Raw genomic sequence first — 23,258 nt, forward strand, 5'->3', positions numbered from 1 at the left:
AACGGTGGGTCGGTGCCCGGCCCGCACCCTGGGGAGTGCGTGCCGTTCGCCAGCCCTGGCCATGCCCGGCGCCTGTGCGCCACCCGGCCGCGCCACCCCCTCGGATGAGGCCCCGGAACGGCCGTTGACGGTGCATCAGGGCAGTCCCCGGGCCGTTTTCGGCGCTCCGACCCGTAGTCGGGGTGGCGCATCTCTACCTGACACCCGGCGGCCACTGGTGCACCATCTGGCGGACCCTGGCGAAGCGTGGCGAATGGTCGCGCGGCACATGCCAGCGCCACTACTGTCGTGGCAGCCGAGGATCCTGGGGGCTTCACGTGAGCAAGGGGCCGAACGCCAGATTCGCCGACCTCTTCGCCCTGACCGGCTGGTCCAAGGGCGAGTTGGCGAGGCTGGTGAACCGGCGGGGCGCGGCGATGGGCCAGCAGCAGCTGTCCACCGACACCTCGCGGGTGCGGCGCTGGATCGAGCAGGGGGAGGTCCCCCGCGACCCGGTGCCCAGAGTACTGGCTGCCGTGTTCACCGAGCGGCTCGGCCGTGTCGTCACCACTGAGGACCTCGGCCTCGAACGACACCGGCCCTCCAGGACCGGGAGCAGCAGCAAGGAACCAGCCTGGGAGCCGGATCGCACGGCCGAGGTCCTCACCGAGTTCACGGGAATGGACCTCATGCTCAACCGACGCGGACTGGTGGGCGCGGGCACCGCGCTCACGGCGGGCGCCGTCATCGGCGACAACCTCTACGACTGGCTGCGCGGCGCCGACGTGGCGTACGCGGCCGAACGTCCGGGCCCCCGGACGATGGTGACCAGCTCCCACGGCAGACCGGTGCTCGACGTCTACGAGCCCGGCCCGGTCGGCGACGACGAGGTGGCGGCGCTGGAGCGCTCGGTGGAGGTCTTCCGGGCCTGGGACGCGTCCCGGGGCGGCGGCCTCCAGCGCAAGGCGGTGGTCGGCCAACTCAACGAGGTGGGCGGCCTGTTGACCCACGACATCCGGCCGCAGGCCAAGCGCCGGCTCTGGCTGGTGGCCGCCAACCTCGCGGTGCTGGCCGGCTGGATGTCGCACGACGTCGGCTTGGAGCCCACCGCCCAGCGGTACTTCGTGATCGCCGCCCAGGCCGCCCGGGAGGCCGACGACCGGCCCCGGGCCGGCGAGGCGATCTCCCGGGCCGCCCGGCAGATGCTCCACCTCGGCCGGGCCGACGACGCCCTCGAACTGATGCGGATGGCCCGGGCCAACGGCGACGGCCGGATGCTCCCGCAGACGGAGGCGATGCTGCACACCGTGGAGGCCTGGGCGCAGGCCGCGCTCGGCCGCGCCGAGGCCACCCGGCGCCTGCTCGGCGAGGCCGAGGAGCTCTTCACCCGCAGCAGCGACCTGCCCGTCCCCAGCTGGATGGCCACCTTCGACGTGGCCGAGCTGCACGGCATGCAGGCCCTGGTCTACCGGACCCTGGCCGAGCACGACCCGGGCTGGGCCCGGCGGGCCGAGCACCACGTCCGGCAGGCGATGGAGCAGCGGCACAAGACCGGCCGGGAGCGCTCCAGCCTGCTGGACGAGATCACCCTGGCCTCGGTGCACTGGCTCTCGGACGAACCCGAGGGCGCCCTCACCCACGCCAAGCTGGCGCTCAACTCGATCGGCCAGACCTCCTCGACCCGGACCTGGGACCGGCTCCGGGCCATGTACCGGCTCACCGGGCGTTACCGCGCGATGCCGGCGGTGGCCGAGCTGCGGTCCCAGATCGAGGCCGCGATGCCCGCCCCGCGCCGCGAGCCGGGCCTGGCCTGAGCGGCCGCCCGGAGCCCGGGGAACTGACGGAGTGACAGCGGACGGACCGTCAGCAGGCGGTCCGTCCGGCCCGGTGGGCAGACTCTGCCACGGAGTGCGGTGGGGGCGAGGGGAATTGTGGCAATCCCTTGGAGGTTTCCGTCGGCATTCGTCCGGACGACCGGTCCGCGGGATGGCCTGATCGGTCCTGTGTGCGTAAGGGGCGGTCAGGCGGTAACCTTCGGTGGTTCCGGCGCCCGGGCGCCCATTGTTCGACCCTCCTGACCCCCGGCGGCGGAAATCCCGTTGCCACCTAGACCGCCGCAACGGATGCTGACGTCATGTTCGAGCCAGTGATAGCGCCCAGTGCCAGCCTCCTCGGCCTCCTCCAGCGGGGCCGTGGTGACGGGCAACTGCATGCGCTCGCGGCCGACCGTCACGAGGCGGTCGCCGCCTTGGAAACCTGCGTCACATCCGACCCCCGCGCCGACTGGCAGGTCGAGAACCGCTCCCTCTACTACGCCCGGCTCTACATGGAGCTAGAGGCGCCGCTCACCGGGCTGGAGCTGCACCTGCACTCCGTCGAGGACACCCTCGACCCGGACGAGGGCCGCACCGGCCTCACCCTGGCCGTCCTCGGCCACCTGGCCGGATACGGCCGCCGGGACGCCCTCACCCTGCTGCGCAGCTACGTCGCCACCGGCAGCAACTGGGCCTGGGCCCTGGACGAGCTGGCCCTGCGCGACGACGACGAGCGCTCCCTGCTCGCCCTGGCCCCCTCGGTGCTCGGCCGCTTCCCGGCCGGCCCGGAGGGCGACGCCGCCCTCAGAGCCGCCGTCCGCGCCGCCTACGAGCCCCGCCCCTGGCGCCTCTGGGCCGCCCACCATCCCCGGATCGCCGCCGCGAGCGAGCAGTCCCCCTTCGACCTCTGGCAACGCCAGATGAACCGCACCGGCGTTACCCCCGGCTGGAGCACCGGTGACGTCCTGGCCTGGGCCGACCAGCCCGAGCCCGGCGGCTCGCCCGAGCGCCGCGCGGCCGCCGCCGCCCGCTGTCTGGCCGCCGTGGTCCGCCCCGAGGACCGGCCGGCCGTCCTGGCCGCCGCCCGGGACGGCGCCCCCGGCGCCCGCACCGCGGCCCTGCGCTACCTGGTGGACCAACAGGATCCCGAGGCGGCCGGCCTGATCGAGCTGGCCGCCGCCGACATCGACCGACGGGTCGTCAGCTCCGCCCTGTCCGAGCTGCGCCGGATGCGCGGCGCGGCCGCCCTGGAGCACGCCCGCCGCTGGGCCGACCCGGACACCGGCGGGGCCGACAGCGCCCTCGGCGAGGCCGCCGTCCAGCTGCTCGCCGACGCCGGCGAACCCGCCGACGGCCCCCTGGTGGTGGCCGGGCTCCGCCGCTGGATCTCCTCACGGGGGGTCGAGGGCACCGGCCTGGGCACCCTGGTCGACGGCGTGGGGCGGCTGGCCGCCGCCGGAGCAGTCCCCGCCCTCCGCCACGTCTACGGCGAGGCCGCCTCCTCGGAGCTGCGCGGCCGGGCCGCGAAAGCCCTCTCCCTCACCGACCAGTACTTCGCCCGCGGCATCGCCGTCGAGTGCCTCTGGGACTGCGAGGAGGCCACCCGCGAACTCGCCGCCCGCCACGTCACCACCACCGGCGACGTGCGCGTCCTGGAACGCCTGCGCCGCCTCGCCGCCGACCCGGCCGAGGAGGCCGAGGTCCACACCGTCATCCGCAGCCGCCTCACCGGCCACTGACCGCAGGGGCGGCCACGCGGAAGTGGTCACCCCGGGGGCGCGAGGAACTGCGCGAGACGGAAGACACAGACCCGTGTGCCGGGTACGGACAGCCACTTGCACGTGAGTGTCCGTACCCGGCACACGGGTCACTTTCTTCCGTCTCGCGCAGTTCCTCGCGCCCCCGGGGTGACCGATTTCGCTGCTCCCCCGGAGCGACGCTGACATCATGGCCTGATGAACCGTCACCTCGCCCGCGCCGCCGCCCCGATAGCCGCCCTGGCCGTCGTGGTCCTCGCCGCCGCCCCGGCCTCCGCCCACACCGGGGTGAGCTCGCAGCAGGCCCAGGCCCTCGCGGTGGACGCGGTGCTGGCGTTCAAGGCGGCGGGGGAGTCGGACACCGCCGGGATCGACGAGGTGCAGGTGGTGCTCCCGCAGGGCATCGGGCCGGCCGACGTGAGTCTGGTGAAGGCGCCGCAGGGGTGGGCGTTCAAGCCCGGCCAGGACGGTTTCACGGTGAGCGGGCCCGCGCTCGCGCCGGGGAAGGCCGCCGAGTACCAGGTGAAGGTCCGTCAGTTGCCGGACGCGCCGCAGCTCGCCTTCAAGACCCTGGTGATGTACACCGACACCCAGGTCGACCGCTGGATCGAGATCCCCCAGAACGGCTCCGAGCCCAAGAACCCGGCCCCCGTCCTCAAGCTGGCCAAGGCCGCCCCCGGCGCCACCCCGCTCGCCGCCGCCACCCCGTCGCCGACGCCGACCCCCGCACCCACTCCGGTCACCCCGGCTGCCACCCCGACCCCCTCCGTCACCCTCACCGCCGTGAGGACCACCGACGAGAGCGGCGGCGCCGGCTCCAACGGCCCGGTGATCATCGGCGCCGTGGCCCTGCTCCTGGTGACGGTGGCCGGAGCGGTCTGGTGGCGCCGCCGCTCCTCCGAGGGCTGAGCGGCGGCGCCACCGGACGGTGCGTCAGTGCGCGGGCGTCCCCGCGTCCGGGGTGAGCACCCCGGCGCTGACCAGCACGATGATCAGGATGCCGAGCGCGATCCGGTACACCACGAACGGCATGAAGCTGTGGTGCGAGATGTACTTCAGGAACCACGCCACCGCCGCGTAGCCCACCACGAAGGCGATGCCGGTGGCCAGCAGCGTCGGACCCCAGGCCGGGGCCGGCCCCTCGCCGATCTTGAACAGCTCCAGCACGCCCGAGGCCAGCACCGCCGGGATGGCGAGCAGGAAGGAGTACCGGGCGGCCGCCTCCCGGCTGTAGCCGAGGAAGAGGCCGGCGCTGATGGTGCCGCCGGAGCGGGAGACACCGGGGATCAGCGCGAGCGACTGGGCGAAGCCGTAGCCGAGGGCGTGCGGCAGGGTGAGCTCGGAGATCGGCTTGGCGTTGCGGACCGCCCGGGTCCGGTCGGCCACGGCCAGGATCACGCCGAACAGGATCAGCGTGGTGCCGATCACCCGGAGGTCGCGCAGGCTGCTCTCGATGGTGTCCTGGAAGAGCACGCCGAAGATCCCGATCGGCAGGGTGCCGAGGATCACGAACCAGCCGAGCCGGGCGTTCGGGTCGCTGCGCCGCTCCTTCTTGAAGAGCGCCGTGACCCAGGCGGTGATGATGGCCCAGATGTCCTTGCGGAAGTAGATCAGCACCGCGGACTCGGTGCCCAGCTGGGTCACCGCGGTGAAGGCGGCACCCGGGTCCTCCCAGCCGAACAGGGCGGAGAACACCCGGAGGTGGGCACTGGAGGAGACCGGCAGGAACTCGGTGAGCCCCTGGATCAGTCCGAGGACGGTGGCTTCGAACCAGCTGATCACCGGGCACCCGCCCGAGTCGTCTGGAGGGGGGAGCGCATCTGCTGGTGATCCTGTTCTGCTGACGGGTGTTCCGGGCGCGATGCTAGCGGTTCGAGGTGTACGGCGGAGCCCCGGGGCGCCCCTCGGACTGACGGCGTCTCAGGGCTCCGTCCGGCGCTCCACCGTGACCCGCAGCACCGAGCCCGGATGCACCGCGGCGCGGGCCGGGACGAGCCGGGCGGCGGCGGTGTCGGACTCGCCGGTGCCGGGGTTGCGGGCGTGGCGCGGGTGCGGGGCGGGGCTCAGCTGGAGCCGCAGCCGGTGCCCGGCGGCGATCCGCCGCCCGCTGGGGTCCAGGGTGACGGTCACCCGGACCGGCCGGTCGCCGCCCGGGGTGAGCCGCGCCACCCCGTCGGTGAGGTGGACCGCCCGCCCGCGCGGGTCCACGGCGCACAGCCTCGCGTACAGGTCCAGGTGCCCGGAGTCGACCAGGAGATCGACCGAGACCGGGCCGAGCAGCTGGACCGGCCCGGCGAAGGGCTCGCCGTCCAGGCTCAGCACCCCGGCCCGCCCGCCGAGCGCCTCCACCCGGCGGGGCCCGGCCTGCCGGGAGAGCAGGGCGCCGCCGACCGAGGGCACCGGAACGGCCGGATCGGCCCGCAGCCGCAGCGGCTCCGCCCCGGGCCGGGGCTCGGCCGACAGCCGCTCCCCGTCCAGGTGGAGGAGCAGCTCCTCGCCCGGCGGCGGCCATCCGGCCAGCTCCCGCCAGCCCTCCCCGGTGTGCACCCGCACCGGCTCGGCCCGCAGGCCTGACGGGTCGTCGGCCAGGTGGGCGCGGAGCCAGGCCAGGCTCTCCCGGAAGGTCTCGGGCCAGCCGGGGCCCAGCGTCGAGGTGTGCGTCCACGGGCCGACCAGCAGCGAGCGCGGCACCCCGGCCCCGCCCAGCCGCTCCCACTGCCCGAGGGTCTGCCCCAGCTGGACGTCCCACCACCCGGTGACCAGGGCCGTCGGCACCGAGGTCCGCCCGGCCACCGCCGCGAGGTCGGCGCCGTGCCAGTACGGGTCCCCCGGCTCGGGGTGGTCCATGGCCCCCGCCAGGAAGGGGACGGGCCCGCCCGTCCCGGCGGTGTACGCCTGACGGAGCGGCAGACCGCGGGTGGCGGCGGGCAGCCGGCGCTGCAGGCGCGCGGCGGCGCGCATCAGCGCACCGAAGCCGTGCTGGAAGTGGAGCAGCCCGACGGAGGCGACCAGCGCGTTCTCCAGGTTGAACACGCCCGGCGTACCGGGCGCGCCGCCGGAGCGGAAGAAGCCGTAGGGGTCGTGGATGCCGTTGTGCACCACCATGGCGCGCAGCTCCGGCGGCGGGTCCGCGGCCAGCGCCCACTGGACGTAGCCGAGGTAGCTGGGGCCGATGGTGCCGAGCCGGCCGTCGAACCACGGCTGCCCGCGCAGCCAGGCCACGGTGGCCAGGCCGTCGGCCCGCTCGTCCCGCCAGGGGGTGAAGACCCCGCCGGACCCGCCGGTGCCCCGGCAGCTCTGGATCACCACGTGGAACCCCTGCTCGGCCAGCGCCAGCCCGTACAGCGGGGCCCACGGGAACCCCCGGCCGTAGGGGGAGCGGAGCAGCACGGTCGGGAACGGCCCGGCGCCGACCGGGAGGTGGTGGTCCGTCAGCAGCACGGTGCCGTCCTCGGCGGTCACCTCCAGCGCGGGCCGGTACCGGGTCTCGAAGCGCTTCGGGGGCAGGCCGCGCAGGGTGCGGCGGAGCAGGCGGGCGGCCCGGGGCGGGCGCTGGGCGGTCTCGGTCACGGTCTCGGGCACGGCGATCCCCTCCTCTTTTCCGTACGTTGTACGAGAATAGCGGGTGCTTGGATGGTGGTCATCCCTGGGAGAGGAGCGGACGTGCCCGAGGCCATCGACCCCGAACGGCTCTGGCTGCCGCCGGACCGGCCCCGGCTGGGCCGGCGGCCCAAGTACAGCCGGGAGCGGATCACGGCGGCGGCGGTCGAACTGGCCGACGAGGAGGGCCTGGCCGCCGTCACCATGCGGGCGGTGGCGGCCCGGCTCGGCGTGGCCGTCATGTCGCTGTACAGCTACGTGCCCGACAAGGACACCCTGCTGGAACTGATGGTCGACACCGTCTCCGCCGGGATGGAGTTCGCACCCCCCACCGACGACTGGCGCGCCGACGTCCGGGCCCTCGCCGGAGCCCAGCGCGCCCTGATGCACCGTCACCCCTGGCTGGTCGCCGCCCTCCCGCAGCGCCGCACCATCGGCCCCGGCACCCTGGCCGCCCTCGAACACGCCCTGGCCGTCCTCGCCCCCACCGGCCTCACCGGCGGAGCCCGCACCGAGGTCTTCGCCCTGATCAGCGGGTTCGTCGCCAGCCACGTCGGCCACGAACTGGCCCAACGCCGCGCCCTGGAGACCGCCACCCCGGACTTCGCCGCGGCCCAGTACCGCTACCTCACCACCATGGCCGCCACCGGCGCCTACCCCCACCTCGCCGCCACCCTCACCGAACCCCCCGCCCCCGGCGACCCCGACACCACCTTCACCCGCCTCCTCGACCGCATCCTCACCGGACTGACGCCGTGAGGCGTCAGGGGCGCGGGGAACTGCGCGAGGCGGAAGACACTGACCCGTGTGCCGGGTGCGGACACTCACTTGCAAGTGGATCTCCGTACCCGGCACACGGGCCGTCTTCTTCCGATTCGCGCAGTTCCCCGCGCCCCTGAAAACCCGAGCGTTGCCTTGTCCGGAAACTCCGTGTACCTCCGGCGGAGCCCGTGGCATCATCCGTCGGTGATCACTGCAGCCACCTCCGGCACCTGGACCCTCGGCGACATCCCCGTGCACCGCCTCGGCTTCGGCGCGATGCGCCTCACCGGCAGCGCCGCCTTCGACCTCGGCACCCCCAGCGACCGCTCCCGCTCCCTCGCGGTGCTCCGCCGCGCCGTCGAACTGGGTGTCAACCACATCGACACCGCCGCGATCTACTTCTCCTCCCTCCGTTCCGCGAACGAGCTGATCAACACCGCCCTCGCCCCGTACCCGGACGACCTCCTGATCTCCACCAAGGTCGGCCCCGTCCGCGCCCCGAGCGGCGAGTGGCTGGAGTGGTCCCGCCCGGACGAACTGCGCGGCCACGTCGAGGAGAACCTCCGCCAGCTCGGCCGCGACCACCTCGACCTGGTCAACTACCGCACCAACGGCCGCAAGCCGGTCTCCGAGCACTTCGGTGCCCTCGCCGAGCTCCGCGAGGCCGGTCTGATCCGCCACCTCGGCCTCTCCAACGCCGACGTCACCCAGCTCGCCGAGGCCCGCGGAATCGCCCCCGTGGTCTGCGTCCAGAACCGCTTCGGCCTCGGCGCCACCCCCGCCCAGCGCGCCGTCCTGGACGCCTGCGGCGAGCAGGGCGTGGCCTTCGTCCCGTTCTTCGCGATCGCCGGCAAGGGCGCCGAGGCCGGCGCCGAGCACGCCGACGGCCCCGCCCTGCTCGCCGTCGCCGAGGCCCACGGCGCCACCCCCGCCCAGGTCCGGCTGGCCTGGACGCTGGCCCAGGGCCCGCACGTGCTGGCCATACCCGGCACCGGCAACCCGGCCCACCTGGAGCAGAACGTGGCCGCCGGGGCGATCCGTCTGACCGGGGCCGAACTCGCCGCGCTGGAGGCCGAGGCGTGACCGGTGCCGCCGACCTGGCGATCCGTCACGTCAGCGCCCGGTCCCACGGGGCGCCCCTCCCCGCCGGCCTCCGGGTCACCCTCAACTTCCACCCCGACCGCACCGCCGGAGGCCGCCCGATCCTGGCCGCCCTCGCCGAGGACGGCGTCTACCACTCCCAGTTCGTCACCGGCACCAGCAACGGCGGCCTGACCGCCCACCCCGGCGGCGACCGCTGGACGTGGGAGAGCCGGATCTTCGGCGGCGCGTACGACCAGGCCCCGCCCGCGGACCGTCCGGTGTACGGCGCCCTGGACTTCCGCCACCGCCCGTACGGCGCGGCCCCGCGCTTCGGCTCCGCCTTCTTCCGCCTCGGCGCGGCGGCCCTGCCCCGCACCACCTTCTGCTACCCGGACAGCTTCCTGGAGCCCGAACACTTCGGCACCGCCGAGCGGATGGCCCTGATCGAGCTGGCCGAGGCGGACGAGCAGGATGCCCTGGACGACTACGTGGAGGCCCACGTCCACGGCGGGGTCCGGCTCGCCCGGGACGTGGAGGCCCTGGTCCTCGACCCCTGCTACCGGGGCACCGAGGTCGAGGAGGCGGCCGCCGCCCTGCCCTGCCCCGTCGAGTACCACCCGGGCCTGCGGCTGGGCACCGAGCTGCTGCGCCGTCACCCCGGCTACCGGGGGCCGGTGTTCGTCGAGCTCGGCCTCGCCCTGGCCCGGGACGGCCACCTCGACCCGCTGATCCTCGGCGAGGCGGCCCGCTCCGGCGAGCACGACCCGCAGGCCCTCAAGCGCGTCTGGCACTACCTGGCGCGCTTCGGCGGCCCCCGCACCACCTGACACCCTCTCACCATCTGACGCCCCCTCACCACCAGCCCTCGGCCCGCCCGGAGAGAAAATCCGGGCGGGCCGAGGCGTTCCTGGCTACCCTGGCGTCAAACCTAGGGCCCCTAGGAAGGGAGCAGGACCCCGTGCCCCGCGCCGGCATCACCGTCACCCGCCTCACCGAGGCCGCCGCCGAACTCGCCGACGAGGTCGGCCTGGAGAAGCTCACCGTCGCCGCGCTCGCCAAGCGCTTCGACGTGAAGGACGCCAGCCTCTACTCCCACGTGCGCAGCCTGCGCGAACTCCGCCTGCGGGTGGCCCTGTTCGCCGCCGAGGAGATGACCGGCCGGATCGCCCTCGCGGTGGCCGGGCGCTCGGGCCGGGAGGCGCTCGTCGCCTTCGCCGACGCCTACCGGGGTTACGCCCTGGCCCACCCGGGCCGCTACGCCGCCACCCAGCAGCAGTTCGACCCGGCGGAGGTGGCCGACTCGGTCGGCATGCGCCGCAGCATCGAACTCACCCACGGCCTGCTCCGCGGCTACGGCCTCGCCGAGCCCGACCTCACCGACGCCGGCCGCCTGCTGCGCGCCACCTTCCACGGCTACGTCCACCTCGAACTGGCCGGCGGCTTCGGCCACAGCCGCCCGGTGGACGCCTCCTGGGCCCGCTCGCTCGACGCCCTCCACCACGCGCTGGCCCACTGGCCGGCCCCCACCGACCGGAGCACCCCGTGACCACCGCCGCCACCCTCCCCGTCCCCGGCGCCACCCTCCACCACGAGCGCCGGGGCTCCGGCCCCGTCCTGCTGCTGATCCCGGGCGGCGCGGGCGACGCCGGCCTCTTCGAGGGCATCGCCGACCTGCTCGCCGCCCACTGCACCGTGGTCTCCTACGACCAGCGCGGCCTCTCCCGCAGCCCGCTCGACGGCCCGCCCGCCGACCAGTCGGCGGAGGTCTGGGCCGACGACGCCCGCCGCCTGCTCGACCTGCACTCCCCGGACGCGCCCGCGTACGTGCTCGGCACCAGCTCGGGCGCCATCACCGCCCTGATGCTGGCGGCCCGTCACCCCGACCGGGTCCGGCGGGTGGTGGCCCACGAGCCGCCCCTCACCGCCCTGCTCGCCGACCCGGCCCCGGCCACCGCCCTCTACGCCGAGGTCCGCGACCTCCACCGCACCGCCGGGGTCGGCCCCGCCATGGCCCGCTTCGCCGAGGGCCTCGGCGGCGGCCGTGCGGAGGCCTCCGCACCGACCGAACTCGCCCCCGCCATCCGGGAGATGGCCACCCGGATGCACGCCAACCTCCCGTACTTCCTGGAACACGTCCTGGTCCCGTTCACCTCCAGCGCCCCGGACCTCCCCGGCCTCCGCGCGGCCGCCGACCGCCTGGTCCTCGCCGTCGGCCGCGACTCCGCCGACCAGCCCGCCCTCACCGGCCCGGCCCGCCGCCTCGCGGAACTCCTCCCCGCCCCCGTCGCCGAGTTCCCCGGCGGCCACCTCGGCTGCACCACCCACCCGGCCGAGTTCGCCGCCCGGCTCCTCGCCGTCCTCGACGTCCTCGACGACCCGTCAGCCCCCGCCCCCAGCGCGGACATCGACGCCCTCCCCGTCTTCGAGTTCGCCTTCCCCGGCCCGCTCCGCGACCAGCTGGTCGGCGCCGTCCGCTCCGGAGCCAAGACCACCACCACCGGCCTGGCCGCCGACTACGCCACCACCGGCGACCCGCTGCCCCGCCCCGGCCACCGCGCCGCCGTCATCGACTCCGCCGGCCGCCGCGTCGCCGTCATCGAACTCACCGAGGTCCGCGTCCTGCGCCTCGCCGACGTCGACCTCCGCCACGCGGTCGACGAGGGCGAGGGCGACGAGACGGTGGCCCAGTGGCGCACCAACCACGAGTCCTTCTGGCACGGTCCCGAGGTCCGCGCCGAACTCGGCCCCGACTTCACCGTCGACGACGACACCGAGGTGGTCGCCCAGCGCTTCCGGGTCCTCTGGCAGGCCTGAGGACTGTGGTACGACAGGGGTCCGGGGCGAAGCCATCTGCAGTGGCTTCGCCCCGGACCCCTGTCTCCTGTCACCTGTCACCGCCTCACGGCCGGTCGACGGCCTCGGTCACGTACAGCCAGCCGTCCAGGTCCGCGAGCCGCGCCTCCAGGGCCGGCCGCAGGCCCGCCGCGCTGGAGGCGCCGAGCGCCAGGCGCAGCGGCGGGTTGGGACTGTCGACCACGTTCCGGATGCCCCCGGCGATCCGCGCCGCATCGGAGAAGGCCGACGCCGGCATCTCCCCGATGGCCTTGTGGACCTGACGGACGGTCTGGTCGTAGTCGTCCAGGCCGGCCGCGACGTCGAGGTTGGCGAGGAAGGGGGTCGCGGTCATCCCGGGCTGGATGAGCGTGACCTTGATGCCGAGCGGCCCGACCTCGGCGGCGAGCGCGTCCGACAGCCCCTCGACCGCGTACTTGGTGGCCGCCAGCAGGCCCACGCCGGGGTGGGCGGACTGCCCGTACACCGACGACCCCTGGAGCACGTGCCCGGAGCGCTGGGCGCGGAGCACCGGCAGCGTCGCGCGGAGCACGTTGAGCACCCCGAAGACATTGGTGTCGAAGACGGCACGGGCCTGCGCGTCGGAGGCCTCCTCCACGGCCCCGAACAGCCCGTAGCCCGCGTTGTTCGCCACGACGTCGATCCGCCCGAACCGGGCGAGCGCACTCTCCACCGCCTCCCGGACGGCGCGCTCGTCCCGCACGTCCGTCGGGAGGAGCAGCAGGCTCTCGTCGTAGGCCTGCGCCAGTTCCTCCAGGGCGGAGGTGTCGCGGGCGAGGGCCGCGACGGTGTCGCCGTTCTCCAGGGCCTGGAGGGTCAGTTCACGGCCGATGCCGGAGGTCGCGCCGGTGATCAGCCAGGTACGGGGGTTGGTTGCTTGAGTCATGTTGCGACCGTATGGGTTTAGCTCGCAACGAGTCAACCTTGATCCGCGAGAGAGTTGCGTGCTATCTGATGTAGCTCGCGCAATGCCGGCGTCCTGTGGGAGGATGGCCGCCGTGACAGCCGGAGCCCCCGAACCCAGCAGCCCACGCGCCGCCGCACCGACGGTGGAGACGGTCCTCGCCTTCGTGAACACGCGCGCGGACGGCGCGGGCCGCCGAGAACTCTTCGACGACGGGGACTCGTTCGCGGCCTGGGTCGCCGACCACGACGAGTTCGGCGACGCGACCGCAGCGAGCCCGGCGACCGACGCCGACGCCGCGGTCGCGCGCGAACTGCGCGACGCCCTGGTCACCCTGCTGCTCGCACACTCCGGCGACGAGGAGAGCCGGGGCGAGCCGCTGCTCCGCGCCGAGCAGCACCTGCGCAGCGTGGGCGCGCTCTACCCCCTGGCCACCGTCGTCACGGCACGCGGCGTGGAACTCGCCTCGCCGCAGACCGGAGTGCCGCACGTCTTCGGGACCGTCCTGGCCGCGGTGACCACCTTCGCCCAGACCGGCGACTGGGCACGCCTCAAGGCCTGCCGGAACCCCCCGTGCCACTTCGGCTTCTTCGACCGCACCCGCAACGGCGGCGGCCTGTACTGCAGCACCGGCTGCGGCTCCCAGGTCTCCATGCGCAAGCACCGCCAACGCCAACGCGACGCCCGCGAGGCCTGAGGCACTGTCAGCGGTGTGCGCCACGATCGGCGGCATGGGTGTTCTGTACGGCTACTACGCCGCCGACGACGACGCGCACGCGATCGGTGCGATCGACCGCGACGACGACCAACTTCTGGGCACGGGCTACGACGGGTTCGACGTGAAGGGCATCGACCCGGTCGTCTGCCTGCTCCCCGTCGAGGTCCACCTCTCCGGCCGCTCCGCCGAGGCCCTCCGGCAGGATCCCCGCCACAGCCGCCTGGTGGGCACGGCCGACGACGGCTGGGTACTGACCGTGTCGCTGACCGACCCCTTCCGCGACGCCCTCGCCACCGCCGCCCCCGACCTGTTGGAGGAGACCGCCCGGGTCTGGTCCACCGCCGACGTCTTCCCCTTCCCGTCCGACCAGGAGGGACTCCTGGACTTCCTCACCGACCTCGCCGCACTCGCCCGCCGGGCCGTCACCCGCGGCCAGGGCCTCTACTGCTGGGCCTGCCCGTAGCGACTGGCAGACTGGCCCCGTGTCAGAGAACAGCCCCCACGGCCTCCACCGCGAACTCGCCTCCCTCCGCGCGGAGCGCGACGTGCTGCGCCACGAGCTCGGCGACCTCAGGGCCCGGCTGTCCATCGAGCTCGGCACCACCACCGACGCGGACACCCTCCGGGAAGTCCGCCGCCTCCGCGCCGAGTTGGCGTCCTTCGAGGCCACCGAGCAGTCCGACGACCACCGCTGGTCCACCATCGACGACCTGATCGTGGCCAACCGCAAGATCCACGCCGTCCAGGCCATCCGCACCGAGTTCGACACCAGCCTTCCCCTGGCCCTCGACCTCCTCGCCGAACGCCACACCCGCCTGCGCCACCGCCACCCCACCCGCTTCGAGGAACCCGCCGACACCTACTGGGACGGCTTCGCCTCCTGACGGCTGCCCGGAACGGCTCCGGCTTCCTCGCGCGCAACGCTGCCGCCGTCAGGGGTGCCTCAGTCCGATCCCGGGTCGGCGGCAGGACCGCCGGCGCGACTCGCAGAGCCTTGAGCACCCTGCCGAACCGGCCGAAGGTCGCCGGCATGTCGGCCCGCCGAGGCCGGGCCCTCCGACGGCCTGATCAGGGACGGGAGTTGGCGGGCCAGGGCCAGGGCGGCGAGCGCCGCGACGAGCGCGCAGACGCCCCACCAGCCGGCCCGGCCCCAGATGCGGACGCCGAGCCAGGAGCCCGCGGTGCCGCCCAGGTAGGCGCAGGTCATGTAGGCGGTGGCGAGCCGGCTGCGGGCGTCGGGGCGCACGGCGTAGACGCGGACCTTGTTGGCGACCATGCCGGACTGCATCGCCGTGTCGAGCAGCAGCGTGCCCAGGACCAGCGCGGCGAGGCCGGGGCCGCCGCCCCGGGCGCCGAGGCCGAGGACCGCCGCCGAGGCGAGGACGCCGAGCGTGCACACCAGGTTGACCGGGCCGGGGCCGTGACGGTCCACCAGGCGTCCGGCCCACGGGGTGCAGACCATGGAGGCGGCCCCGACCAGGGCGACCAGGCCGACCGCCCGGCCGCCCAGCCCGTACCCGGGCCCGGCGAGCAGCAGCGCCAGACAGGTCCACACGGCGGAGAACCCGGCGAAGACCGTCGCCTGGTAGAAGCACGAGCGGCGCAGCTCCGGCTCGCTGCGCAGCAGGCGGAACGGCTCGGCCAGCAGGGCCGTGTACCGCTGCCGGGAGGACGGCACGGTGGTCGGCGCCGCGAAGCCCAGGACGGCGGCGAGCAGCAACGCCACGACCCCGGCGACCAAGTACGGCGCCCGCCAGCCCAGCCACTCGCCGAGGGTGCCGCTGAAGGTCCGGGCCAGCAGCATGCCGCCGGTCGATCCGCTCAACAGGGTGCCGAGCACCGCCCCTTGCCGGTCCTCGGCCACCAGGCCGGCCGCCATCGGACCGACGACCTGTGCGCCCACCGTGGTGAGGCCGACCAGGGCGGAGGCGCCGACCAGGGCCGGCAGGGCAGGGGCGCAGCCCGCCGCGAGGAGTGCCAGGGCGGTGAGGGCGAGGAGGCCGACGAGGAGCGGTCGGTTCGGCAGCCGGTCGCCGAGCGGGACCAGCAGCACCATCCCGGCCGTGTACCCGAGTTGAGTGGCCGTCACCACCGCTGCGGCCGCGTCCGCCGACACCTGCAGCCCGTCGGCGATCAACGGGCCGATCGCCTGCGGGAAGTAGAGGTTGCCGACCGCCACGGCGCAGGTCACGGCCAGCAGCAGGACCGTCCGCCGGCTCAGCGTGGTGCGCGGCCGCACCCGGGTTGGGTCTGTCATGGGACGTAGTCCACGGCATCGGCCTCCCACTGCCAATGGATGTAGCGTACGGCTACATGATCAGCTTCGTGCTCGGGGTCGAGGACCTCGCGGACACCCGCTTCGCGCTCTCCCCGCTCCACGAAACCCTGTTCAGCCTGCGGGTGTTGCAGGACCCGGGCCTGTCCGCGCTGCACCTGCCCTGGCGCAGGTCCGTCCTGGCCCGGCTCGGCGCGCTCGACACCGACCTGCTGATGTCCCTGGTCGCCCAACGCCGCACCCTCCCCGACTTCCTGACCCCCAACCCGACGGTCTTCGCACCGGCCTTCGGGGAGGAACTCGCCGTCGTCCGCCGGGCCCCCTGCGCCCGGGTCCGCCGCGACCTGCTGCTCACCCACGCACCCGTCCCCGTCCCCGAGCCCCTCCGCGCTGCCACCACCGCCGGGGACGCGCCCGTCGCCGCGCTCCGCGACACCATCTGCGACCTGCTCCAGCAGTACTGGGAGCTGGCCATCGAACCGGAGTGGCCACGGATGCGGCTGGTGCTGGAGGCCGACATGACCTACCGCGCCCGCCAACTCGCCCTCGGGGGAGCCCGGTCGCTCTTCGCCGACATGCACCCGAACCTGCGCTGGCGGGACGGCGAACTGCACGTCCACCAGATGATCAGCAGCCACCAGGTCGCGGCCTCCGGCCGGGGGCTGCTGCTCCTGCCGTCGGTCTTTGCACACAAGCCCGCGCCGCCGCTGAGCCCGGACGAGGCGCCGAGCCTGGTCTATCCCAGCCGTGGCGTCGCCACCCTGTGGGAGTCCGAGCCACCAGCCGCGAACCCGTCCGCCCTGGTCTCCCTGCTCGGTGCACCCCGTGCACGCCTCCTCACCCTCCTCGAAGAGCCGCTCCCCACCATTGAGTTGGCCCGCCGCCTCCGAGTCACCCCGAGCGCCGTCTCCCAACACCTCCAGGTCCTGCACGCCACCGGCCTCCTCACCCGGGCCCGCGACGGACGCCAGGTGCTGTACCGGCGGAGCGCCCTCGGCGACGGTCTGGTGGCCACCTCCACCGGCGCTGCGGCGGCCGCGTGGAGCTGAACGGGCGCCGGGCGGGGGGCTACCGCTCGCCGGTCTCCAGCCACGCTCCGAGGGTGCGGTGCAGTTGCTCGACCTGGGCCCGGTCGAGGACCACGGTCGCTCCGGCGTCGTGCGAGTCCCCCGGAGCGGGACGGCTGAGCGACAGGCGCAGGAACTCCACCGGGAGGGAAGGGAGTTCGTCCAGCTCTTCGGCGTCCAGGTGCCGGCCGCGGACCTGTGGGTGGCAGTGGTTCGGGACGGCGGCCAGCTCCAGCCGGCCGGCGCGCGGGTGGTGCTCCGCGGGGCTGACGTGCGAGCCCTGGTAGACGAGCGGTGCCGGTGCGTCGCCGTCGTCGTCGGCGAACAGCAGCCAGGTGGCGTAGATCGACATCAACTGTCCTGTACTGGTCGGGAGGCAGGGTCCGTCCGGGGCCTCAGGGGACGAAGCGCAGCGGGGTGCCCGGGCGGGCTTGGGCGGCGGCGGGGAGGTCGGCGGCGGGGACGACGCCGATCACCGGGTAGCCGCCGGTGGTGGGGTGGTCGGCGAGGAAGACCACCGGGCGGCCGTCGGGCGGGACCTGGACGGCGCCCAGGACCATGCCCTCGCTGGGGAGTTCGTCGGTCCGCAGGCGGGGGAGCGGAGGGCCCTCGGTGCGCAGGGCGATCCGGTTGGAGGCCGCCGCCACCTCGTAGCGGGCACGGGCCAGCAGCGTGAAGGCCGACGGGGCGAACCAGTCGTCCCGGGGCCCCGGCAGCAGGCGGAGCACCAACTCGGCCGGCGGAGCGGGCAGGACGGCCAGCCCGTCGGCCGGCGGCGGAGCGGCGGGCGGGCCCACGGGCAGCAGCTGACCGGCCGTCAGCGGGGCCGGGCCCAGCCCGGAGAGCAGGTCCGCCGAACGGCTGCCCAGGACGGGCGGCACCGCCAGCCCGCCCGCCACCGCGAGGTAGCTCCGCACGCCGTACGCGGCCGGCCCGACCTCGATCACCGCACCGTCCGGGACCGTCACCGCCGCACCCCAGGCCGCCGCCCGCCCGCCGACCCGGACCGCCGCCGGAGCGCCGGTGACCGCGACCACCACCCGCCCGACGGCCCGCAGCGCGACCCCGCCCAGCGTGGTCTCCAGCCCGGCCGCCCCCTCGGGATTGCCCACCAGCCGGTTCGCCACCCGCAGCGCCGGCTCGTCCAACGCCCCGCCCCGGGGCACCCCGAGATGCGCCACCCCACGCCGCCCCAGATCCTGAACCGTCGTCAACGGCCCCGGCCGCACCACCACCACCAGCCCCGTCACGTCGACGCCTCGGTGATGCCTACGTAGGTGGCTACCCCGGGGGCGCGGGGAACGGCGGGCGGGGGAACGGCAGCACCTGCAACCGGCTGACGTGCCCTCAGGTGCCGGTGGGCCGTCTTCCGGTTCGCGCCCCGCGGCGGAGCCGCAGATCGGCAGAGCCCCGCACCCCCGGGCTGACCAAGCGTCATGCCCCCGCCTCCGGCACGAACCGCACCCGCGTCCCCGGCGCCAACAACGCCGCCGGCTCCCGCGACGCGTCCCACAGCACCGCCCCCGTCCGCCCGATCAACTGCCACCCCCCGGGCGAGGACCGCGGGTAGACCCCCGTGTAGGGCCCGGCCAGCGCGACCGACCCCGCCGGGACGGCGCTCCGCGGGGTGGCCCGCCGCGGCACGTGGTACCGCTCCGGAAGCCCCGTCAGGTACGCGAAACCCGGCGCGAACCCGCAGAAGGCGACCCGGTACTCCACCGACGAGTGCACCCGCACCGCCTCCGCCGCCGACACCCCCCACAGTCCGGCCACCTCCGCCAGGTCCGCCCCGTCGTAGACCACCGGCACCGACACCAACGGCCCGTCGGCCATCCGCCGCCCCGTCAGCCGCCACCCCGCCAGTTCCCGCCGCAGCGCCGTCACGTCCGGAACCCCGTCCAGCAGCACCGTCCGCGCCGCCGGCACGATCTCCGTCACCTCCGGCAACGACCCCCGCCGGGCCAGCAGTTCCGCGTACAGCGCCTCCGCCGCCGCTCCGTCCGCGGCCTCGACCAGCAACGCCTCCGACCCCACCCGGCGGAACGTCAGACCTCCCCCGTCCGCCCCCATCAGACGAAGGCCTCCACCCGCACCCCTGCCGAGGCCAGCGCACCCCGTACCCGCCAGGCCAGCTGCGCCGCCCCCGGGGTGTCCCCGTGCACGCACAGCGAACGCGCCTCCACCGCCACCGGTTCGCCCCCGACCGCCGTGACCAGGCCGTCCTTCGCGATGCCGACGGCCCGGGCGATCACCGCCTCCGGGTCGTGCAGCACGGCCTCGGGGTCGCGCCGCGGGACGAGGGTACCGGCCCAGGTGTAGCCCCGGTCGGCGAAGGCCTCGGTCACCACGGGGAGGCCGACGCCCTCGGCGACGGCGAGCAGGCGGGAGCCGGGGAGGCCGAGCACCGGGAGGGGGCCGTCGCAGACCGCGCCGGCCCGCAGCACCCCCGCCACCACGGCCTCGGCCTGTTCGGAGTCGCCGACCACCCGGTTGTAGAGGGCGCCGTGCGGTTTGACGTAGCTGACCCGCGAGCCGGCCGCGCGGGCGAAGACCTGGAGGGCGCCGATCTGGTAGGCGATCTCGTCGGCGAGCTCCTCGGAGGGCACCTCCATCGCCCGGCGGCCGAAGCCGGCCAGGTCGCGGTAGGAGACCTGGGCGCCGATCCGGACGCCGCGTTCGGCGGCCAGCGCGCAGACCCGGCGCATGGTGGACGGGTCGCCGGCGTGGAAGCCGCAGGCCACGTTGGCGCTGGTGACCACGGAGAGCAGGGCCTCGTCGTCGGTCAGGGTCCAGCGCCCGAACCCCTCGCCGAGGTCCGCATTGAGATCAATCACCGCTTCGGTCACGCCAACACCCTCACGCCAACACCCGCATGCCAACACCCGTCGCCCGCCCGGCTCCTGGGGTGATCGTAGGGCCTGCGCAGGGGCGTGCACGCACCTGACCCGATGCCGGAGCGCGCACCCGCCGGGTGCGCGCTCCCTCGGATGGAGGAACGTTTCCTCTCCGTGCTCCCGGGCCGTCGGCCGGACGGGTGAGACTCCGTCAGACCGCGGTCGAGGCCGGGGCCGGGGCCGCGACCGCCGCGGGCTGCCGCCGCAGTGCCTCGGCCCACTCCAGCCGCCGGATCCCCCGCAGGACCACCAGCAGCGGCACGGCGCCGAACACCCCGAACGACATGTCGACGAATCGCCATGCCAGCGGGATCCCCCGCAGCGGCCCGCAGATCAGGGCCAGCGGGATGATCGCCGCGCAGGCGATCAGGGCCCAGCGGATCACCCAGACGTTGCGCACCGGGTCCTTGAGCGGCCCCCAGAACGCGATGGCGATCACCAGGTGGGCGAAGGCCAGCCAGTCGGTGCCGTAGGCCAGGAAGGGGTACCGGACGTTGGCGTCGGCCACCCCGTCGCGGACCCGCTCGGCCCACTCGAGCACGCCCGGGAAGTGGTCGGCCAGTGGCGCGCGCTCGACCAGCGAGACCAGCCAGCGGGTCTCGGTCTCCAGCGGGAAGGCGGTCAGGCCGCTGATCGCGAGACAGACGATGAAGATCCAGATCCACCGGCGGACGTGCCGGCGGGTGCTCGCCTCGGCGGCGCGCTGGTCCTCGGTCATGGTGCCAACCCCCAAGCGGGTAGAGCGGATCGGGAATCCGTCCCGACCTGCGCAGCAGTGACTCTAGACCTACTAACTGAACATGTTCAACTCGCCTCCCGGGCTCCCCCGTACGGCTCCCACCAGGGACGTTTCGGACCTTGTCGGCATGAGCCTCTAACCTTGTCCACCGTGACCACCGCAGTTCAGCCCACCGAGCCCGTGCTCCGGCCGCCCGCCCCCGGTGCCGCCCGCCCCGCCCCGGGCCCGGCCGCCGACGAGGGGCTGGCCCGCCGGCTCAAGGCGCTGGCCTGCACCGCCCCCCTCCACGACCTGGACAGCCGCAAGGTCAACCTGGCCGGCGAGTACAGCTCCTACGCGATGGCCGAGGTCGGCCTCTCGGCGATCGACCTCGTCACGCTCAACATGGACTTCGACACCGGGGCCGACCGCGACATAGTGCTGGCCCGCATGCTGCCCCGGGTCGCCGTGCAGAACCCGGCCCGCACCACCACCGAGCACGAGCGGGTGGCCCGCTGGGTGCTCGAGTCGCTGATCAACGTGGGCAGCGTCGACCGCGGCTTCCGCGCCGTCTACGGCACCTTCGGCTCCGACGGCAGCTACGTCCGCCGCGACTACGACTTCAAGCTGATCGAGGAGGTCCCCGGCCCGGACGGCGGGGTCTACCTGCGCACCACCGACGAGGCGGTCAACGTCCTGGTCGGTGCCCTCGACACCGACGTGACCTCCGCCCAGATCGCCGCCGAGGTCAAGCTCGAGGTCCTGATCAACCGCGGCCGCCTGGCCGACGCCCAGCTCGCCGCCGAGCAGGCCCGCTACCGCACCGTCCAGTACGCCGAGACCCTGCGCCGCGCCCTCGACGCCACCCGGCGCAACGTCCGCGCGGTCGACTGGATGCAGGCCGTCCCCGACCTGATCGACGAGGCGCTCGGCCACATCGCCGACCGCTACCGGCACGAGAACGCGATCCTCACCAACATCCGCAAGGCCCGCGACGAGGCCGAGGACCCGGAGCACAAGCGCCGCGCCGCCGAGCTGGTCGACATCGTCAAGGACTGCATCCGCCGCCACACCCAGCTCCAGACCCGCCTCCTGGAGGCCGGCCCGCTGTTCCGCGCCGAGCAGGACCGGCAGGCCTTCGCCGCCCCCTCCGCGCGCAGCGGCATCGACCTGTACGGGCAGCTGCTCGCGCCGCTGCTGGAGCTGCCGGTCAGTCAGGCCACCCGGCCCACCGACGCGTTCTTCGCCCGCGGCACCGGCCTGCGCACCCCCGTCTCGGTCCGGATGACCGACCTGGTGGACCTGCTGCTCACCCCGCCGGTCGAGCGCGAGCACCTCGGCGCGGAGCTCCCCGACCCGGACTTGGTGGCCACCCCCGACGACAGCCGGTTCTCCGACGAGCAGTTGGAGGCGGCCCTGGAGCTGCTCGACCTGCCGGCCGACGCGCCGCGGCGCCTCTCCGGCCTGCTCGCCGAGGCCCGCCTCAAGGACCCCGACCTGCCCTACCTGGTCGCCCTGCTCGCCGTCCACGCGGCCAGCCCGCCGGTCGGCACCGCCTACCGCCAGGGCGAGGAGCGCCTGCTCTTCGCGGTGGACGACGGCACCCGCCTCGACGACCCCGAGTTCGGCGGCGCCGACCTCGTCGTCGGCAGCGCCCTCCTCGATGCCGCGGGCATGGCCGCGGACCGCCAGGAAGAACGGTGATGGTGAGGCCAGGGGCGCGAGGAACTGCGCGCAGCGGTAGGAACCAGAGCCGCAGCCGACGACGCACAGTCAGTTGCCGCCTCTGCACTGAGCTGTCCCCGCCCACCGAGCGGCAACACCCCACCGTCGGCGGCGTACGGACCCGTGCCTTCCCGGCCCGCGCAGTTCCCCGCGCCCCCGGTGTGACCACTTTCCCCGGCGCCGCCGCGATCCGCCCCCGCAAGGAGTACCAAAGGTGATGACCGACCAGTCCTGGGAGACCGAGGACGAGCCCGCCGCGCCGGCGCCCGCGGCGAGCCTCACCCCGGCCGACGTCGCCGACGCCGCCCGCCTGGTCTCCTTCGGCCTCCAGGCCAAGCTGCTGCCCGCCCGCGACGCGGAGTACGCCGAGCTGATCCGCCGTCACCGCGAGGACCCGGGCTTCGCCCGGCTCGCGGACGCCGTCGCGGCCGGCCTCGGCCTGGTCGTCCTGGAGGTGTCGCCCCGGGCCGGGATGGCCGTGGCCGCCGCCGAGGACTCGCTCTTCGCGGTCCGGATGGGCGACTACTCCCGCCGCGCGGCCGGCGAGGCCACCGACCGCTTCCTGCACGGCCTGGCCCACCTGGCCACCGCCGCGATGGCCTTCCCCCGCCCGGAGGACCTGGCCGACGACGCCTACCTGGGCCGGATCACCGTCAACGGCGTGGACGCCTTCGTCCGGCAGGCCTGCCGCCGCCTGGAGGAGCGCGCCGAGGCGGCCGGGGACAACACCGACCCCAGCTCCGACGCCCCCGGGCTGGAGGCGGCCTGGCGGGTCTGGGCCCGCCGCTCCGCCACCGGCGCCACCAAGGACGCCCGCCGCCTCTCCGGCTCCACCATCGGCATCGTCTCCAAGGCGGTGCTCTTCCTGGTCGACTCCGGCTTCCTGCAGAAGACCTCCGACGACGCCGGCGGCACCTACCGCACCACGGCCCGCTACCAGCTCCAGGTCCGCGACCTGGCGGGCAGCGCCGCGATGGCCGAGCTGAACGACCTCGGTGTGGTGGCGATCAGCGACGGCACCGCCACCCTCCTCCCCGCCGACCACAGCGAGGAGCTGGTGGCCGACGCCGGCCTGCCGTTCCACTCCCTCTGAGCCACCGCGCCACCCG

At 74.7% G+C, this 23,258-nt stretch carries 23 protein-coding genes; 14 read left to right on the plus strand and 9 right to left on the minus strand.

Annotation, left to right across the window (positions count from 1 at the left end):
- Positions 1-317: 317 nt before the first annotated feature.
- From ACIA8O_RS35745 to ACIA8O_RS35755, 3 genes are all read left to right on the plus strand, one after another.
- On the plus strand, positions 318-1,793 hold the full coding sequence (locus ACIA8O_RS35745) for a hypothetical protein (RefSeq protein WP_396298208.1): 1,476 nt from the start codon (positions 318-320) through the stop codon (positions 1,791-1,793).
- Positions 1,794-2,113: 320 nt separating this feature from the next.
- Complete coding sequence (locus tag ACIA8O_RS35750; protein WP_396298209.1) at positions 2,114-3,532, plus strand: HEAT repeat domain-containing protein; 1,419 nt, start codon at positions 2,114-2,116, stop codon at positions 3,530-3,532.
- A 216-nt stretch (positions 3,533-3,748) separates the two neighbouring features.
- Positions 3,749-4,459 (plus strand): DUF1775 domain-containing protein, encoded by a 711-nt coding sequence (locus tag ACIA8O_RS35755; RefSeq protein ID WP_396298210.1) that lies wholly within the window; start codon positions 3,749-3,751, stop codon positions 4,457-4,459.
- Between the two features lie 24 nt (positions 4,460-4,483).
- Here the strand turns inward: ACIA8O_RS35755 and ACIA8O_RS35760 are convergent, their stop codons facing one another.
- Positions 4,484-5,329 carry an undecaprenyl-diphosphate phosphatase gene (locus ACIA8O_RS35760; protein WP_396298268.1) on the minus strand — a complete coding sequence of 282 codons (846 nt, stop codon included), beginning with the start codon at positions 5,327-5,329 and terminating at the stop codon, positions 4,484-4,486.
- Positions 5,330-5,470: 141 nt separating this feature from the next.
- A complete protein-coding gene (locus ACIA8O_RS35765) occupies positions 5,471-7,132 on the minus strand; it encodes a CocE/NonD family hydrolase (RefSeq protein ID WP_396298211.1) in 1,662 nt (553 codons plus the stop codon).
- A 51-nt stretch (positions 7,133-7,183) separates the two neighbouring features.
- Between ACIA8O_RS35765 and ACIA8O_RS35770 the strand changes: the two genes are divergently transcribed.
- The 5 genes from ACIA8O_RS35770 to ACIA8O_RS35790 all read left to right on the plus strand — a co-directional run bounded on the left by ACIA8O_RS35770 (position 7,184) and on the right by ACIA8O_RS35790 (position 11,809).
- Complete coding sequence (locus ACIA8O_RS35770; protein ID WP_396298212.1) at positions 7,184-7,909, plus strand: TetR/AcrR family transcriptional regulator; 726 nt, start codon at positions 7,184-7,186, stop codon at positions 7,907-7,909.
- Between the two features lie 207 nt (positions 7,910-8,116).
- Positions 8,117-8,995: an aldo/keto reductase gene (locus ACIA8O_RS35775; RefSeq protein WP_396298213.1), complete on the plus strand. Its 879-nt coding sequence runs from the start codon at positions 8,117-8,119 to the stop codon at positions 8,993-8,995.
- On the plus strand, positions 8,992-9,822 hold the full coding sequence (locus ACIA8O_RS35780; RefSeq protein ID WP_396298214.1) for a DUF3626 domain-containing protein: 831 nt from the start codon (positions 8,992-8,994) through the stop codon (positions 9,820-9,822). The genes ACIA8O_RS35775 and ACIA8O_RS35780 overlap by 4 nt, the downstream gene beginning before the upstream one ends.
- Positions 9,823-9,953: 131 nt before the next feature.
- Positions 9,954-10,541 carry a TetR/AcrR family transcriptional regulator gene (locus tag ACIA8O_RS35785; RefSeq protein ID WP_396298215.1) on the plus strand — a complete coding sequence of 196 codons (588 nt, stop codon included), beginning with the start codon at positions 9,954-9,956 and terminating at the stop codon, positions 10,539-10,541.
- Entirely contained in the window at positions 10,538-11,809 is a 1,272-nt protein-coding gene (locus tag ACIA8O_RS35790; protein WP_396298216.1) for an alpha/beta fold hydrolase, read from the plus strand. The genes ACIA8O_RS35785 and ACIA8O_RS35790 overlap by 4 nt, the downstream gene beginning before the upstream one ends.
- A gap of 85 nt (positions 11,810-11,894) precedes the next feature.
- Here the strand turns inward: ACIA8O_RS35790 and ACIA8O_RS35795 are convergent, their stop codons facing one another.
- The gene (locus tag ACIA8O_RS35795) at positions 11,895-12,734 is read right to left on the minus strand and encodes an SDR family NAD(P)-dependent oxidoreductase (protein ID WP_396298217.1); all 840 of its coding nucleotides are present in this window, start codon (positions 12,732-12,734) and stop codon (positions 11,895-11,897) included.
- A 103-nt stretch (positions 12,735-12,837) separates the two neighbouring features.
- Between ACIA8O_RS35795 and ACIA8O_RS35800 the strand changes: the two genes are divergently transcribed.
- Genes ACIA8O_RS35800 through ACIA8O_RS35810 form a run of 3 tightly spaced genes read left to right on the plus strand, consistent with a single transcriptional unit; the run spans position 12,838 to position 14,354 of the window.
- Positions 12,838-13,449 (plus strand): CGNR zinc finger domain-containing protein, encoded by a 612-nt coding sequence (locus tag ACIA8O_RS35800; RefSeq protein ID WP_396298218.1) that lies wholly within the window; start codon positions 12,838-12,840, stop codon positions 13,447-13,449.
- 34 nt (positions 13,450-13,483) lie between these two features.
- A complete protein-coding gene (locus ACIA8O_RS35805) occupies positions 13,484-13,933 on the plus strand; it encodes a hypothetical protein (RefSeq protein ID WP_396298219.1) in 450 nt (149 codons plus the stop codon).
- Between the two features lie 19 nt (positions 13,934-13,952).
- The gene (locus ACIA8O_RS35810) at positions 13,953-14,354 is read left to right on the plus strand and encodes a hypothetical protein (RefSeq protein ID WP_396298220.1); all 402 of its coding nucleotides are present in this window, start codon (positions 13,953-13,955) and stop codon (positions 14,352-14,354) included.
- 59 nt (positions 14,355-14,413) lie between these two features.
- Here ACIA8O_RS35810 and ACIA8O_RS35815 read toward each other — a convergent pair whose 3' ends face one another.
- Complete coding sequence (locus ACIA8O_RS35815) at positions 14,414-15,727, minus strand: MFS transporter (RefSeq protein ID WP_396298221.1); 1,314 nt, start codon at positions 15,725-15,727, stop codon at positions 14,414-14,416.
- Positions 15,728-15,783: 56 nt separating this feature from the next.
- Between ACIA8O_RS35815 and ACIA8O_RS35820 the strand changes: the two genes are divergently transcribed.
- Positions 15,784-16,794: a MarR family transcriptional regulator gene (locus tag ACIA8O_RS35820; RefSeq protein ID WP_396298222.1), complete on the plus strand. Its 1,011-nt coding sequence runs from the start codon at positions 15,784-15,786 to the stop codon at positions 16,792-16,794.
- A 19-nt stretch (positions 16,795-16,813) separates the two neighbouring features.
- On the opposite strand, the gene ACIA8O_RS35825 is transcribed toward ACIA8O_RS35820, so the two are convergent.
- The 5 genes from ACIA8O_RS35825 to ACIA8O_RS35845 all read right to left on the minus strand — a co-directional run bounded on the left by ACIA8O_RS35825 (position 16,814) and on the right by ACIA8O_RS35845 (position 20,424).
- On the minus strand, positions 16,814-17,164 hold the full coding sequence (locus tag ACIA8O_RS35825) for a hypothetical protein (protein ID WP_396298223.1): 351 nt from the start codon (positions 17,162-17,164) through the stop codon (positions 16,814-16,816).
- A gap of 43 nt (positions 17,165-17,207) precedes the next feature.
- Positions 17,208-18,062: a biotin-dependent carboxyltransferase family protein gene (locus tag ACIA8O_RS35830; RefSeq protein WP_396298224.1), complete on the minus strand. Its 855-nt coding sequence runs from the start codon at positions 18,060-18,062 to the stop codon at positions 17,208-17,210.
- 184 nt (positions 18,063-18,246) lie between these two features.
- Positions 18,247-18,882, minus strand: a complete 636-nt coding sequence (gene pxpB, locus ACIA8O_RS35835; protein WP_396298225.1) for a 5-oxoprolinase subunit PxpB — start codon at positions 18,880-18,882, stop codon at positions 18,247-18,249.
- Positions 18,882-19,658: a LamB/YcsF family protein gene (locus ACIA8O_RS35840; RefSeq protein ID WP_396298226.1), complete on the minus strand. Its 777-nt coding sequence runs from the start codon at positions 19,656-19,658 to the stop codon at positions 18,882-18,884. Before ACIA8O_RS35840 ends, pxpB begins: the two co-directional genes overlap by 1 nt.
- Before the next feature lie 199 nt (positions 19,659-19,857).
- Positions 19,858-20,424 (minus strand): hypothetical protein, encoded by a 567-nt coding sequence (locus ACIA8O_RS35845; protein ID WP_396298227.1) that lies wholly within the window; start codon positions 20,422-20,424, stop codon positions 19,858-19,860.
- A 171-nt stretch (positions 20,425-20,595) separates the two neighbouring features.
- Between ACIA8O_RS35845 and ACIA8O_RS35850 the strand changes: the two genes are divergently transcribed.
- Positions 20,596-22,128, plus strand: coding sequence for a hypothetical protein (locus ACIA8O_RS35850; RefSeq protein WP_396298228.1), 1,533 nt, complete (start codon positions 20,596-20,598; stop codon positions 22,126-22,128).
- 238 nt (positions 22,129-22,366) lie between these two features.
- Positions 22,367-23,242: a hypothetical protein gene (locus ACIA8O_RS35855; RefSeq protein ID WP_396298229.1), complete on the plus strand. Its 876-nt coding sequence runs from the start codon at positions 22,367-22,369 to the stop codon at positions 23,240-23,242.
- Positions 23,243-23,258 lie beyond the last annotated feature (16 nt).

It is taken from the genome of Kitasatospora sp. NPDC051853 (assembly GCF_044452665.1).
Classification (GTDB): Bacteria; Actinomycetota; Actinomycetes; order Streptomycetales; family Streptomycetaceae; genus Kitasatospora.

Bases quoted from the DNA above. Each gene is read 5' to 3' on its own strand.
- ACIA8O_RS35800 (WP_396298218.1), top strand. From the start codon at position 12,838: ATGGCCGCCGTGACAGCCGGAGCCCCCGAACCCAGCAGCCCACGCGCC.
- ACIA8O_RS35755 (WP_396298210.1), top strand. From the start codon at position 3,749: ATGAACCGTCACCTCGCCCGCGCCGCCGCCCCGATAGCCGCCCTGGCC.
- ACIA8O_RS35805 (WP_396298219.1), top strand. From the start codon at position 13,484: ATGGGTGTTCTGTACGGCTACTACGCCGCCGACGACGACGCGCACGCG.
- ACIA8O_RS35770 (WP_396298212.1), top strand. From the start codon at position 7,184: ATGGTGGTCATCCCTGGGAGAGGAGCGGACGTGCCCGAGGCCATCGAC.
- pxpB (WP_396298225.1), bottom strand. From the start codon at position 18,882: ATGGGGGCGGACGGGGGAGGTCTGACGTTCCGCCGGGTGGGGTCGGAG.
- ACIA8O_RS35815 (WP_396298221.1), bottom strand. From the start codon at position 15,727: ATGACAGACCCAACCCGGGTGCGGCCGCGCACCACGCTGAGCCGGCGG.
- ACIA8O_RS35795 (WP_396298217.1), bottom strand. From the start codon at position 12,734: ATGACTCAAGCAACCAACCCCCGTACCTGGCTGATCACCGGCGCGACC.
- ACIA8O_RS35825 (WP_396298223.1), bottom strand. From the start codon at position 17,164: ATGTCGATCTACGCCACCTGGCTGCTGTTCGCCGACGACGACGGCGAC.
- ACIA8O_RS35820 (WP_396298222.1), top strand. From the start codon at position 15,784: ATGATCAGCTTCGTGCTCGGGGTCGAGGACCTCGCGGACACCCGCTTC.
- ACIA8O_RS35845 (WP_396298227.1), bottom strand. From the start codon at position 20,424: ATGACCGAGGACCAGCGCGCCGCCGAGGCGAGCACCCGCCGGCACGTC.
- ACIA8O_RS35750 (WP_396298209.1), top strand. From the start codon at position 2,114: ATGTTCGAGCCAGTGATAGCGCCCAGTGCCAGCCTCCTCGGCCTCCTC.
- ACIA8O_RS35855 (WP_396298229.1), top strand. From the start codon at position 22,367: ATGACCGACCAGTCCTGGGAGACCGAGGACGAGCCCGCCGCGCCGGCG.